A 13,593-nucleotide genomic window follows, 5' to 3' on the forward strand; every position below is an offset into this window, starting at 1 on the left:
CAAGGAGCAACGATCAATGAAGACCAAGGCAGCAGTCCTCAGGACCATCGGCGGCGACTGGGAGATCGAGGAGATCGACCTCGGCGACCCGGTGGCCGGCGAGGTACAGGTCCGGCTCGCCGCGTCGGGTATGTGCCATTCGGACCATCACCTGCGCACCGGCGCCAGCCCCGTCGCCAGTTGGCCGGTCCTCGGCGGCCACGAGGGAGCCGGCGTGGTCACCAAGGTGGGTCCCGGTGTCACCGGGTTTCAGGAAGGCGATCACGTGGTGCTCGCCTTCATCCCCGCCTGCGGCACCTGCCGCCCGTGCTCGAAGGGCCTGCAGAACCTCTGCGACGAGGGCGCACGCCTGCTGACCGGCTTGGCGATCGCGGACGACACCCATCGCGCGAGCCTGAACGGTGATCCGCTCATGCCGATGTGCCTGCTCGGCACCTTCGCCCCCTACGTCACCGTCAACCAGGCCTCTGTCATCAAGATCGAGAAGGACATCCCGCTGGACAAGGCCGCTCTGCTGGGCTGCGGCGTGGCCACCGGTTGGGGCTCGGCCACCGCGATCGGCGGGACCAAGGTCGGCGACACCGTGGTGGTCGTCGGTATCGGCGGCGTGGGCATCAACGCGGTTCAGGGCGCCGCCGCCGCCGGTGCCCGTCACGTGGTGGCGGTCGACCCGGTGGAGTTCAAGCGCACCAAGGCCCTCGAACTCGGCGCCACACACGCCTTCGCATCGATCGAGGAAGCCCTCGAACCCGTGCGCGAGCTGACGTGGGGCCTGATGGCCGATGTCACCGTGATCACCGTCGGCGACATCCAGGGCGAGATCATCCAGCCGGCGCTGAGCCTCACCGGCAAGGGTGGACAGGTGGTGGTCACCGCCATGGGTGACTTCTCCAAGATGGAGACCACCCTCAACCTGTTCGAGCTGACATTGCTGCAGAAGCGCGTGCAGGGCGCGATCTTCGGCGGTGTGGGTCCGCGTACCCAGATCCCGCAGCTGCTCAACCACTACCGCAGCGGCGCACTCAAGCTCGACGAACTCGTCACCCGAACCTACCGGCTCGAGGAGATCAACCAGGGCTACGACGACATGCTCGCCGGCCGCAACCTACGCGGTGTCATCAAGTACACCGACGCCGACTACTGAACCGGCACAGCACCACAAGTGCGCCGGCAAGCAGCAGTTCAAGTCCGCAAAGAACTCAGCATCGACAAGACTCAAGGAGCATCGTCATGGGATCGTCAGCACAGAACCTGACGCAGTACAGCAAGTTGGCCAGTCTCGGGGCGGGCCTGCTCGGCGGCGCAGCCGCCATCATCGGGCTGGTGGCATTGTCCGCGTAGCAGGTTGGGGGTGGGGCGGCCGGTGGCGCCCCACCCCTGTGGGCCGGCCCCGTCTCATCGGACGAGACCACCCACGTTGTGCACGACGGTCACATCCGCGTGCCAGGGCAGAATCGCGTCCGCTGATCGTTGGAGGTCGGCGAGCGGTGGAAGATCGGCTGGACCGAGAACCGTGACAGTGATCTCGTCGCCCTGGATCGTGGTGTCGAGTACCTCGGCGCCTTGCGGCCAACAAGTCCATCAGCGTCGGCGAAGTACGCCCGGACACCTGCGAGTTGGTCAGCACGTTGGCCGGATTCGGTAGGACTTGCGCGACGACATACCCCAGGACAACGACCAGAACCACTCCGGCCACCACGTAGCCGAGACTGTGAATGACGAGTCGACCTCTGCCCGTGGCTATTCCGAGACCCACACCGAGGATCCGACTGTTTGGACCGTCGATCTCCGGATGCCAGGTCGAATCGTTCATCGAGTTCGTCGAGGCTCCGGCGTTGCCCCACCGGTACCGGAGTGTGCAAGCCGGTCTCCGATCAGTCCGTCATGAACCAGCAGTGCGCGTCGTGCCACCGATCTCATCGAGCTCGGCGCGCCGTACATCGATCGCCTCCCACCGCGACTCGGGCGCGATCGTCCGAATGTGCTCGAGCAGTTCCTCGAGACGCTGTCGCACACTGCGGGCCGCATCCACCACGTCGAACAGTTCGTCGACGGCACTGTGCAGATAGTCATCCCAGGTCGGCGGCTCGAATACCAACCGCGCCACCAGGTTCTCGTCCTGGAGCACACCGACTCCCAGATCCCGCACGGCCAGGGCACGCAGCAGTGACTCGATCTCGTCGATCGCCTGGATCGCCGAGTACGGGTCGTTGACCGCCGGCGAAAGCGCCCTCAGCGCAATATCGTTCAGCAGCCGGAACGCGAAGGTCGGATCCTGGTCGAAAGTCCGCTCACGACCGACCTCGAACAGCTCGGCCATTCCCTCCAGCGGGGCTCTGTCACTCGCGCCGTATATACGCAGGAAAACCGCCCCCTCGCGCAGGAGTTCACCGGGCGCGACCAGTAGCCGGGCGTGCGCGTCCTCGACGGCAAGCCGGCTCAGCAGCTCCGGGAAATCGACCTGCCGCAGTCTAGTGGTGCGGCGCTCCCAGCGCACCTCACGGCACAGGTCGGATTCCGGCTGCAACTGCGGCGGGCGAGCGGCCCCGACCGGCCTAACATACAGCGCGTCGACGACCTCCCGGCCGCGTGCGGCAACATCTTCCAGTATCGGCGCCAGCTGAACCGCCCTGATCGCGGTGACCTGCACCGCCCGTAGCAACACCAATCCCGCCACCACCAGGGTGATCACCAGAGCAGGCACGACCAGCGACACCGTCTGCCGCCCGAACACCAACGCCGCGGCGACCACCGCGTTGACGAGTACGCCCAGCAGGAAGCCGAACAGGTGCGCCACCAGCAGGTTGTCCCGAAACAGATTCAGTCGCGGCGACTGGGCTGTGACGGTGAACTGGATGACCAAGAACAGCAACGAGATGACGATGCCGATGAGCGTGAGCAACCCGCCGGCAACCGCACCGAGCAGTTGTACCACCGGGGCCGCCGCCACCATCGGACCGCGGCCGATGTCCACGACCCCGACCGCAAGGCCGGCGCCGACACAGATGTAGGCCGCGGTGATGATGCTCGTGTGAAATCGACGGCGACGCCGCAAAGCCCGCACTTCCGGTCGATTCCGGAGGAGATAGCGGCCGGCACCGCCTCCGTTTTCATGCCCCCGACGCCGACGTTTGCCGGTCATGACCGTTGTCGCTCAGCTCAGCAGTTTTGCCTTTGCCGCCGCGAACTCGTCGTCCGTCAGTGCCCCGGAGTCGTGCAGTTGCTGCAGTTGCTGCAGCTTGGCGATCAGATCCTCGCCACCGGGGGACGGCGTCGCCGGTTGCGGTGCCGCCGATTGCTGGGCATAGGTCTCCTGCTGGGCGTACTGCTGTTCTGCGTAGGCCTGCTGTTCGGCGGCACGCTGCTGCGACCGGCGGTTGACGGCGTTGGCCGTGGCACTGGCCGTACCCGCCACCACCGCGGTCCGAGCGACCGTTCCGAGAAGGCCCGGCCGCCCGATTCGTCCGGCTCTGAACACCATGTCGTTCTCCTGTCTAGAGTGCGGCCTCGACCGCTTCTTGCAGCACGTCCCGTGGCACCTGGATGTGGAGCGCGACCTCGCCGCCCTGTTGCCGGACCCGAAGAGCCAATCGCCGCGCCCACGTCTCCTCGTAGACGATCAGCGCCGCCGAGGTTCCCGGCTCGAGGGACTCGCGGACGACTTCCAGATCGTCGTCGCTGACGAGTGCCTTCGCATCGAGCGCGAGTTCCGCGAGCCCGACGCCGGCGAGGTCTTCGTCGACGTCGACCTGCGTGACGTTTCCGTTCTCGTCCTTGGCCAGGTAGACCAGGTCGAGCAGTGTCACCTGTCCGTGCGCGACGAGGTCCCTGATCTCCTCGACCGTCGCCCGGTCGATACTCGTCCCAGGGAAGGTCAGCACCACCAACTCAACCGGTCCGAGTTCGTTCCATCCAGTCGTCGTAGTCACCGTCGATGCCGCCCTTCCATCATCGAATCACCCGCGTCCACCGATCATCATGTGAAGTCATCTCCCTCGGGCGCAAGGAAAAACGGGAAGGTCACCCGCAACGGGTGACCTTCCCGGGGTGATCACTCCTCGGCTTCGTCCTCCGTGGCCGCCGCCGTGTCCGCGGTTGTCTCCGGTTGCATCGCCGCGGGATCGGGATCGCCGTCGGCGGCGTCCTGGATGGGCGTGTCTTTCGCCGGCGGACCGCCCGAGATCATGCCGCTCAGCCACCGGGCCGACGGGTCGATGTCGATCAGCAGGGCCTTGACGAACAACGACAGCGGGACCGCCAGGATCGCCCCCAGCGGACCGAGCACCCACGACCAGAACACCAGCGACAGAAAGGTCAACGTCACCGACAAACCGACAGCGTCACCCACGAACTTCGGCTGGATCACCGACTGGATGACGACGTTGAGCACGCTGTAGACGACGATCACCCACAGCATCAGCGACGGCCCCCCGTCGAGCAGCGCGAGCAGTGCCGGCGGCGCGAGCCCGATGACGAAGCCGATGTTGGGGATGTAGTTGGTGATGAACGCCAGCAGCCCCCACAGGATCGGCAACGGGACGCCCAATGCCCACAGCGCGATTCCGTCGAGGACCGCCACGATCAATCCGAACACCGTCGAGACCACGAGGTAGCTGCGTACGCCCGCGCCGAAGGACGTCAGCCCCTCGATGATGTGTGGACGTTGCCCGGCCGCGACGCTCATCTGGTCGACGAATCCGGTCGCATCGACCGCCATGAACAGCAGGAGCGCCAGCAGGAACACCAGATACGAACCCGCACCGAGCAGTCCGCTCGTCAGATCTACGACGAGGTGCAGCAGCCGCTGCGGATCGATGTGCGCGAGCAGGTCCTTCGCGTGGCCGGACCCCACCCCCCAGCCCGTCAGCAGGTTGTGCAGTCCGTCGAGCAGATCCTGCGCCTTGCCCGCGTAGTCCGGCAGGATGGTGACCAATTGCTCGATCGAAATCGCCAGCGCGAGCACGAGGCCGATGAGAATCGCGTTGACCACTACGATCGCGGTCAACACTGCGAGCCAGCGCGGCGATCCATTGCGTCGCAGCCAGCCCTGCACCGGGCTGACCGCGATGGTGAGCATCAAGGCGAGAAAGGTCGGGCCGAGCACGCTCGCGAAGGCCTTCATCCCGGCGACCGCCACCACTGCGCCGGCCACCCCGAGCACCACGATCAGCCCTCGCGGCAGTGACCATGCGGGTACGGCCCGGTCACCGGCATCTGCGCTCATGACGACCATGATCGTGCTGCGGCGACGAGGCCGACTCATCCTGTCCGGATGATCTACCTGCTCGTGCAGGCGCCCACCTGGTTCGGCCTCACCCGGTTCGGGCGACGTGGACGTGGCTCCAGCGGCCTAGCGTCATTGTGGTCGCCTGCCACCGGAGGGTTGTCCACCGTGAATTCTCCACTGCCGCAAACACCTGACACGCGCACGATCGCCGCTCGAGCGATTCCGGCACTTCTCGTCGGCGTCGGGTCGGCACTGATCCTCATCGGTGTGTCCCGGGTCGCCGAGCAACTTCAGCATTTTCTGTGGAGTTGGCTGCCCAGCCGGTTCGATGTCGGCGCGGACAGCTGCTGGTGGATGGTCGGCGTGCTGACGGCCACCGGCGTCGCGGTGGGCCTGGTCGTGTGGAAGATGCCCGGCCGCGCCGGTCCCGACCCCGCCACCGTCGAGTTGGTCGGGCCACCGCAGCCTTTGCGGGTCCTCCCGAGCCTCGCGCTGGCACTTGTACTCGGACTGGCCGGCGGTGTGTCCCTGGGCCCGGAGAACCCGATCATCGCGATCAATGTGGCGGTAAGTGTGTGGGTCATCGGCAGACTCTGGCACGGTGCGCCAACGACATTCGGCGTCATCCTGGGCGCCTCCGGAACTATCGGCGCGCTGTTCGGGACACCCGTCGCCGCGGCGTTACTGCTGACCGAGATGAAGCAGATGCACAGCGACGGCCGGCTCTGGGACAAACTGTTCGCGCCGTTGGTCGCCGCGGGAGCCGGGGCGTTGACCATGCACCTGCTGGGCAGCCCGCAGTTGTCGGTCACCGTGCCGGCCTACGCCGACCCGCAGTGGATCGATCTGGTCAGTGCCATCGTGATCACGCTGGCGGCGGCACTGCTGGGGGTCGCCGCGATTTACGTGTTCCACCCGCTGCACCGCCTTCTGCATGCGCTGCCCAACCCACTCATCGCGATCACACTCGGCGGCATGGGGCTCGGTCTCCTGGGTGCGCTGGGCGGCAAGATTACCCTTTTCAAGGGCGTCGACGAGATGAAAGAACTCACCGCGACCGCGGCGGATCACTCCACGGCAGGCCTGATCGTCATCGCCGTCGTCAAACTGGCTGCCCTGGTGGTGGCCGCTGCGTGCGGATTCCGCGGCGGGCACATCTTCCCCGCCGTGTTCGTCGGCGTCGCAGCCGGATTGGTCGCGCACAGCGTGGCCCCCGGCGTGCCGCTCGCGCTCGCCATCGGCTCGGGGGTGCTCGCGCTGACCATGGTGGTCTCGCGCGACGGCTGGGTCGCACTGTTCCTCGGTGCGACGGTGGTCGGCGACATCGCCGTCCTCCCCGTGCTGTGCCTGGCGATCCTGCCGCTGTGGCTGCTGATCTCGGCCCGGCCGGAGATGACGGTCAGACTCGCGTTGCAACCGACCCCCGCGCCGGAACGCTGACCAGCGCTACTTCTGCCGCCTGGGCAGGTGCGGGTTCAACGGCGGGAACCTCAAACTCAATGCGGAACCCAGCGTGAAGTAGCTGCGCAGCAACCGGAACAGCAGGTAGGCCGGGACGTACCTGATCGCACCGGGACGCCACAGCAGGAGGACGAACACCGTCATGATCAATGGCATCCCCAGCACGGTGGCGATCTCCGGCTGCCATTGGAGGCCCGAGAAGGTCGCGCGGAACCCGGCCACGGCGATCAGCGCGAAGATCAGGATCGGCGCCAGCATGGCGCGGCGCGCCGCGTTGACCAACTGGAACGGCAGCACGAACAGTCCCGTCATCGACCCCCAGCGCAGCAGTGTCCCCCGGTTGTGCGCGGCCAGGTGATAGATGCTGCGGAACCACCGCGTTCGCTGCTCGCGCAGGTGCGCGTAGGTCGCAGGGGTCTCGCTGTAGTACACCGCCTTCGGATCGGCCACCGTGTGGTAGCCCGCGCCGTCCAATCGGATGCAGATGTCGGTGTCCTCGCCGTTCATACCCTGGACCATTCCGCCCACCTCGAGTACGGCACTGCGCCGATAGATCGCGAACATGCCCGGGACGCCCAGCACGCCCTGGTACCCGTCGAGCGAGACCTGGAAGAAGCCATGGCGCAGATAGACCTCGACGAGCCTGACCTTGTCAATCCAGGTCTTCTCCTCGGCCGGCAACGGCAGGCCTCCCACGGAGCCGACCCGGGGGTTCGCGAAGTGACTCATCGCGGTCTGCAGACACCCGGGCGCGATCACACTGTCGGCGTCGATGCGCACGACGAATTCCTGTGGGAGATGCGCGATTCCCTGGTTCAGCGCGATCGCTTTGCCTGGTGTCGGGCACTGGATCACTTCACCGGTGATCTCGGTGCAGTCGGCGATCGCCCGCTCGGCGACCTCGGTGGTCTCGTCGGTCGAGGCGTTGTCGACGACGCAGAGGTGAATGGGCCCCGGATAGCTGACGGCGGCGCGGTCGACGGATTCGATCGTCGCCGCGATGTCGTGCGCCTCGTCGTGGGCGGGCACCAGGATGGCCAGCGGTGGCGTGAACTTCGCGCGCCGGGACCGCCGGATGACCAGCCAACCGAATCCCGCCGTCGTGATCGCGAACACCTGCTGGAACAGGAAGGCGCCCGGCCCCACGCCGCCGAGCAGGGCGATCTGCTTCATGTCGAACACCGCCGTGAAGAAGACCCGGGCGACGAACACCGCAACCACGATCGCGACAGTCAAGCAGACGAAGAGCTTGACGTAGGCGCTCGCCGGCACCACCGGACTCGGGGCTCGCTGATCGCGATGGGGCAGCTTGGCATGCCGCAGGATGGTGTGCGGAAAGATCGCCAGTGCCACGAGGGCGGACCCGAACGACTGGACACCCACCGGGATATTGATGACGTCCAGGTGGTCCAGCGCCCACCCGATGCCGTCGAAGGCGACACTGACCACCGCGAACTTACCGAGCAGCGACAGTCCGATGGCGACCCGCCGCCACACGTTCGTGTACGCGTAGGCGGCGTACGTCACGAAGAAGACGATGACGAAGGTTCGCGTCGGCAGTCCGCCCGTGCCGCGGTTCTTGGCAAGGACCACCAGGTCGTACCGCTCAGCCAGGCCGGTGCCCACCAGATAGGTGCTGATGCACAGCGCGATGATGCTGAGCCCGGTGAATGTGATCAGGAATCCGTTGCTCGCACTGGCGGGTCGATTGACCGAGATGCCCGCCGGCGCGCTGTCCACCGACCGAAAGTGGTCGGCGATCGCCTCCGGTTGCGTCTGATGTGGGCCGGCGACGTCGGTCATCTCGGCGCAGCCGCGCGCGGCGGGCCGGTCAGGACCACCGCACCGTTCGGGTCGAGTGCGAAACTCCCTCCCGTCGTGGCGACCTGGATGCATTCCTGACCGAAATCGGGCGTCGGTACCGCAGGCGCCTCACCCACAGGCTGGATGGCGAGCCCGCCCGCGCCGCCTGGTCCGGTTGCACATTGACTGAGGACCCCGTTCGCGAACGACGACACGTTCAGCGGCTGCCCGTTGCCTGCCACCAGTCGCCCGTCCTGCACGTGCGCGACGGTGCTCACGTCCGGACTCTGCCCCAACAGCACAAACGGCTGTCCCGGCGCGGGCTGGGCGTTCCAGTGGAAGGCCGGGCTGTACTGGGCCGGAACGAACGTGGCGAGGGTCGGCAGCGCGGCGGTGAGCACGTTGTCGGTGTCCTGCGGGTTCGCACCCGGCACGTACACCGCGAACCCGGGGGCCAGGGTGCGTGGCACCCCGGTGAAGCCCGCCATGGGCTGGTCGCCCAGATCCAGCACCGAGGTGTCGAGCAGTTGGATCGGATAGCTCGTCACCCGCACACCGCAGCCGCCGAGGTCGCGGTCGCGCTCCACCTCGATGACCAGGTTGTTGTTCACCTTCTGGGCCGTCGGCGGCAGCGGGATCACCACCGGCTCCGTCGAGTGCGCCAGCGGCCTGCTGTCGATGAGGCGCCCGTTGAGCTGGACGTTGAGAATCCACGTCAGGTCCGCGGGCGAGGCCGGCAGTTGGAAGGCCACCCGCAGGTCCTTGGGCAACATGCCGCCGGGGAGATCAGCGGGCGAGTACCCGACCCGCCACCGCTGGCTCTCGGTGATCTGCTGCTCCGACAGGTCCGCGCCGAGGCTGCTCAGCGTCACCGGGTTGCCCGTCGGCGCGGTGGTGGCCACAGCCTGGGGAGCGCTGGTGGAGGTGTCCGCGGCGGCCAGCGCAGGCGTTGTCAGCAGGCGCGAGATCACGTCCGCCTGCGACTCGACGATGCCCAGGACGGGCGCGTCGGCGACGGTGCCCGTCACCACGCCGTCGCCCTTGGTGTCCCCGGCCTTCCAGCCCATGCCGAAGAGCCGGTCCGCGGGGCCGACCAGGATCGTGTCCTGCACATTCGAACCCGGCACGCCGGACGCGAAGGTGACGTCGTAGCCGTGCTGGGTCAAGGCGATGCCGAGTTGGGCTGCCGCCGTGCGCCATTGATCGCCCTGATCCGCGGTGACCACCGTGAGTCGGCGGTCCCAGCCGGCCACCGTGTCGCGGACGGTGCGCACAGTCTCGCCGAGTGCGGACTCCACCATCGTGTCCGGGGTCAGGTGGATCAGCATCCCGGCGGAATGGTCCGGCATGCAGATGTCACCGTGCAACGTACCTTGGGTCCGCACCCGGACCCGGACCTCGCCGCTGTCGACCGTGCCCGCCGGGACCTGGATCGTCTGGTCGAGAACGTTGTCGCCCGACGGAAGTGCGCGCTTGTAGACCGTCTTCCCGTTCATCGCGACCACCAGGAACACCGTGCTGTTCGGCGCCACTTGAGTCGAGCCGTGCAGCCGCAGCTGGGTTTTACCGGGCTCGGCGTCGACCGGCAGCGGGACCGTGAAGCTGGTCGACGGCGCATCGTCGGACAGCCAGACGCCGTCGGCCTGGCCCAGCCCGGCCAGCGTCTTGGTGAAGTGCCGGTCCGCCGGCACGTGCAGGTCCGAGGTGCTGCCCTTGAACCAGTACGGGCGGACGATCAGGAAGGCCACGAGCGCCACCACCGCGACGCCCAGCACCCACCACGCCGACCTCGGGATGCGGCGGCCCTTCTCGCCGGGGAAGTAGTCGGCCTCGGGTTGCTCGGCCGCCCCCTGGCCGTCACCATCGGCCGGACGGTCACCCTCCCCCGGGGCATCGCTCGCGTGTTTGCCCTCGTCGTCAGACATCGGCACCCTCCGCCGCTGTTTCGCGTTGCCGGTTCCAGTATGAGACGCACGGGATTCGGTTCGTGTCGACTCGGCCGACATACTCATGCGCGATCTCGGCCGATTCGCGCATAAGCCCCGTGGCCAGCAGCGTCGGCTCCAGGCCCAGGTTCAGCAACCGGTCGTTGCGGACGCTGAGCCGGTTCTCCTCCGCCTCCTGGCGGGGGTTGGGCACCATGTTCACCTCCGCGCCGATCGTGTTCGCGACCAGGTGCGCCAGGTCGATCACACGGTGGGTTTCGGTCATCTGGTTCATCACCCGCGGTCGCCCGGACACCTCGTCACCCGATTCTGCGGCCATGCGGATGCACCGGACCGTGTCCCGGATGTTGATGAATGCCCGCGTCTGTCTGCCCGAGCCGTGCACGGTCAGCGGGTAGCCGATGGCGGCCTCGACCAGGAACCTGTTGAGCACGGTGCCGTAATCGCCGTCATAGTCGAACCGGTTGATCAGCCGCACATCGCGATCCGTCTCGTCGGTCTGTGTGCCCCAGACGATTCCCTGGTGCAGGTCGGTGATGCGGATCCCGTCGTTGTGGGCGTAGTACTGGAACATCAACTGGTCCATGGACTTCGTCAGGTGGTACACGCTGCCCGGCTGCGTCGGGTACAGGATCTCGCGAGTCTGCGGCCGGCCGTCGTTGTCGGGATACGTGACGGTGAGGTAGCCCTCGGGCAGGTCCAGCGGGACCGTCTCGTACCCGTACACGCCCATCGATCCCAGGTGGACCAGCTGCGCCTGCGACCCGACCTGAACCATCGCGGCCAGCAGGTTGTGGGTGACGTTGGCGTTGTTGTCGACCGTGTACCGCTTGTGCCGAGGCGATTTCATCGAGTACGGCGCCGACCGCTGCTCGGCGAAGTGCACGATCGTTTCCGGGTTCTTCTCGGCGAGCAGTTCGACCAACCGGTCGTAGTCCCGCGCCAGATCGCATTGGACGAAGTCGATTTCGCGTTCCGTCGCTTCCCGCCACGCCAGCAAGCGCTCGGACAGCGGCCGGATCGGCGTGAGCGACTGGACACCCAATTCGTCGTCGATCCGGCGGCGGACCAGGCTGTCGACGATCGTGACGTCGTGGCCGTGAGCGGACAGGTGCAGCGCGGTCGGCCAACCGCAGAAGCCGTCGCCACCGAGGATCAACGTACGCATCGAGTACTCCAGAACTGTGAGGGAGAGTTCGGCGAACGAAACGGGGCCGCTTCCGGACTGGACGCAAGCGGCCCCGCGTGGTCACGGTGTGACGATGGCGAAATCCGGGTCGGGGTTGTCGACGTAATCGATCAGCTCGGCCAGCTTGGCGACGTCGCCCTCGACCTTGATGTCGCCCTTCGCGATGAGCTCACTCGGGTCCGCCGCCCCCAGCAGCACCCGGTGCAGGTCCACGTTGGTCAGCGCGAACGCGGTATCGGGAGCAGGCAGGTCGCCCCCGACGTCGTAGTGCACCAGCAGACCGTTGTGCAGGCGGCTGCGGTGCACCACATCGGCGTCGGTGACCTTCCAGTCGATCGTGATGTCGGCGTCCCAGGCCTTCGGACCGTCGACCCGCAACGCGAGCGCGTCGAAGAGTTGCTCGACGGACAGTGCACCGGCGATATCGGGGGCCGCGGTATTGGTCGGCGTTCCCACCGAACCGTGCCGCAGTTCGTAGGCGCCCATGAGGAAGAAGTTCCGCCAGGTTCCGTTCTCGGAGCCGAAGCCGAGTTGCTCGAGGGTGTCCGCCTGCAGTGACCTGGCCTCGGCGTTGTCGGGATCGGCGAAGATCACGTAGTTCAGCACCTGCGCGACCCAGCGGAAGTCACCCTCGTCGAACGACTTGCGCGCCTTCGTCAGCACCTCGGCAGACCCGCCCATGAACTCGACGTGCCGCTTGGCGGCCTCTACCGGCGGGTGCTCCCACAGGGTGGCCGGGTTGCCGTCGAACCAGCCCATGTATCGCTGATAGATCGCCTTGACGTTGTGGCTGACCGAACCGTAGTAGCCGTGCGTGCTCCACGACTGCTCGAGCGCCGGCGGCAGTTGGATCGACTCGGCGATCTCGATGCCGGTGGCCCCCTTGTTGAGTGCGCGCAGGGTCTGATCGTGCAGGTAGCCGTAGAGGTCGCGCTGCACCGAGAGGAACTCCGTCAGCCGCTCGGTTCCCCACGTCGGCCAGTGATGCGAGGCGAACAGCACATCCGACTTCGCTGCGTACCGGTTGATCGACTCCGTGAGGTATTTCGACCACACGTGCGGGTCGCGAACCAGCGCGCCGCGCAGCGTCAGCAGGTTGTGCAACGTGTGGGTCGCGTTCTCCGCCATGCACAGTGCGCGGCGGTCGGGAAAGTAGAAATTCATCTCCGACGGCGCCTCGGTTCCCGGTGTCATCTGGAACTCGATGCGAACCCCGTCGACGGTCTCGACCTGGTCGGTGTGGTCGATGTCGACCGTGGGATTGATCAACGTGGCCATGCCGGTCGACGTCGTGGAGCCCAGGCCGGCACCGACCGCGCCCACCGGACCGCGCGGCAGCGCCGCACCGTACATGTAGGCCGCGCGCCGGCCCATCGCGGTTCCGGCGTAGACGTTCTCGGCGACCGCGTGCTCGACGAACCCCGCCGGCGCCAGTACCGGGCACCGGCCCGCGTCGACGTCCTCCTGGGTGGTGACGCCCTTGACGCCACCGAAATGGTCGATGTGGCTGTGCGTGTATATGACACCCGTCACCGGACGGTCGCCCCGGTGCTTGCGGTACAAACCCAGGCCTGCGGCCGCGGTCTCCGCGGAGATGAGCGGATCGATCACGATGACACCGGTGTCGCCCTCTACGAGCGTCATGTTCGAGAGGTCGAGGCCGCGGATCTGGTAAATGCCGTCGGTCACCTCGTACAGGCCCTGGATCGCGCACAGCTTCGACTGCCGCCACAGGCTGGGGTGCACGGTCGGCGGGCACTCGCCGTCGAGGAACGCGTAGCCGTCGCTGTCCCACACCACGTCCCCGCCGGCGCTCTTCACCACGCCCGGTTCCAGCGCACCCACGAACCCCCGTTCGGCGTCGCGGAAGTCCTGGTCGTCTGCGAACGGCATGTCCCTGACCGCCCGCTCGTTCTGGGTCTTGACGGCTACTGTGGCGTCTACTTGTCCGGTCACGAGTCCTGGCC

General features: G+C 67.0%; 10 protein-coding genes and 1 pseudogene. 2 read left to right on the forward strand and 9 right to left on the reverse strand.

Features of this window, described 5'->3' with window-relative positions; translation table 11 throughout:
- Nucleotides 1-16: 16 nt before the first annotated feature.
- Nucleotides 17-1,144 (forward strand): NDMA-dependent alcohol dehydrogenase, encoded by a 1,128-nt coding sequence (locus G4X40_RS04840; protein ID WP_277830520.1) that lies wholly within the window; start codon nucleotides 17-19, stop codon nucleotides 1,142-1,144.
- A 408-nt stretch (nucleotides 1,145-1,552) separates the two neighbouring features.
- Here the strand turns inward: G4X40_RS04840 and G4X40_RS22915 are convergent.
- From G4X40_RS22915 to G4X40_RS04865, 5 genes and pseudogenes are all read right to left on the reverse strand, one after another.
- A pseudogene (locus G4X40_RS22915) lies at nucleotides 1,553-1,862 on the reverse strand (DUF389 domain-containing protein); the annotation flags it as partial.
- Between the two features lie 20 nt (nucleotides 1,863-1,882).
- Nucleotides 1,883-3,142 carry a DUF2254 family protein gene (locus G4X40_RS04850; protein ID WP_277830521.1) on the reverse strand — a complete coding sequence of 420 codons (1,260 nt, stop codon included), beginning with the start codon at nucleotides 3,140-3,142 and terminating at the stop codon, nucleotides 1,883-1,885.
- Nucleotides 3,143-3,154: 12 nt separating this feature from the next.
- A complete protein-coding gene (locus G4X40_RS04855; RefSeq protein ID WP_277830523.1) occupies nucleotides 3,155-3,481 on the reverse strand; it encodes an SHOCT domain-containing protein in 327 nt (108 codons plus the stop codon).
- Between the two features lie 13 nt (nucleotides 3,482-3,494).
- Nucleotides 3,495-3,929, reverse strand: a complete 435-nt coding sequence (locus tag G4X40_RS04860) for a DUF6325 family protein (protein ID WP_277830526.1) — start codon at nucleotides 3,927-3,929, stop codon at nucleotides 3,495-3,497.
- Between the two features lie 122 nt (nucleotides 3,930-4,051).
- Nucleotides 4,052-5,224 carry an AI-2E family transporter gene (locus G4X40_RS04865; RefSeq protein WP_277830528.1) on the reverse strand — a complete coding sequence of 391 codons (1,173 nt, stop codon included), beginning with the start codon at nucleotides 5,222-5,224 and terminating at the stop codon, nucleotides 4,052-4,054.
- A gap of 168 nt (nucleotides 5,225-5,392) precedes the next feature.
- Between G4X40_RS04865 and G4X40_RS04870 the strand changes: the two genes are divergently transcribed.
- Nucleotides 5,393-6,667, forward strand: a complete 1,275-nt coding sequence (locus G4X40_RS04870; protein WP_277830529.1) for an ion channel protein — start codon at nucleotides 5,393-5,395, stop codon at nucleotides 6,665-6,667.
- Between the two features lie 6 nt (nucleotides 6,668-6,673).
- Here G4X40_RS04870 and G4X40_RS04875 read toward each other — a convergent pair whose 3' ends face one another.
- The 4 genes from G4X40_RS04875 to G4X40_RS04890 form a co-directional block, all read right to left on the reverse strand.
- The gene (locus tag G4X40_RS04875) at nucleotides 6,674-8,491 is read right to left on the reverse strand and encodes a glycosyltransferase (protein WP_277830530.1); all 1,818 of its coding nucleotides are present in this window, start codon (nucleotides 8,489-8,491) and stop codon (nucleotides 6,674-6,676) included.
- A complete protein-coding gene (locus G4X40_RS04880; RefSeq protein WP_277830531.1) occupies nucleotides 8,488-10,416 on the reverse strand; it encodes a hypothetical protein in 1,929 nt (642 codons plus the stop codon). Before G4X40_RS04880 ends, G4X40_RS04875 begins: the two co-directional genes overlap by 4 nt.
- Entirely contained in the window at nucleotides 10,409-11,605 is a 1,197-nt protein-coding gene (locus G4X40_RS04885) for an NAD-dependent epimerase/dehydratase family protein (RefSeq protein ID WP_277830533.1), read from the reverse strand. The genes G4X40_RS04880 and G4X40_RS04885 overlap by 8 nt, the downstream gene beginning before the upstream one ends.
- Nucleotides 11,606-11,686: 81 nt before the next feature.
- Complete coding sequence (locus G4X40_RS04890; protein ID WP_277831290.1) at nucleotides 11,687-13,519, reverse strand: alkyl/aryl-sulfatase; 1,833 nt, start codon at nucleotides 13,517-13,519, stop codon at nucleotides 11,687-11,689.
- Nucleotides 13,520-13,593: the final 74 nt, after the last annotated feature.

The organism is Speluncibacter jeojiensis, assembly GCF_029589495.1.
Lineage (GTDB): Bacteria > Actinomycetota > Actinomycetes > Mycobacteriales > Mycobacteriaceae > Speluncibacter > Speluncibacter jeojiensis.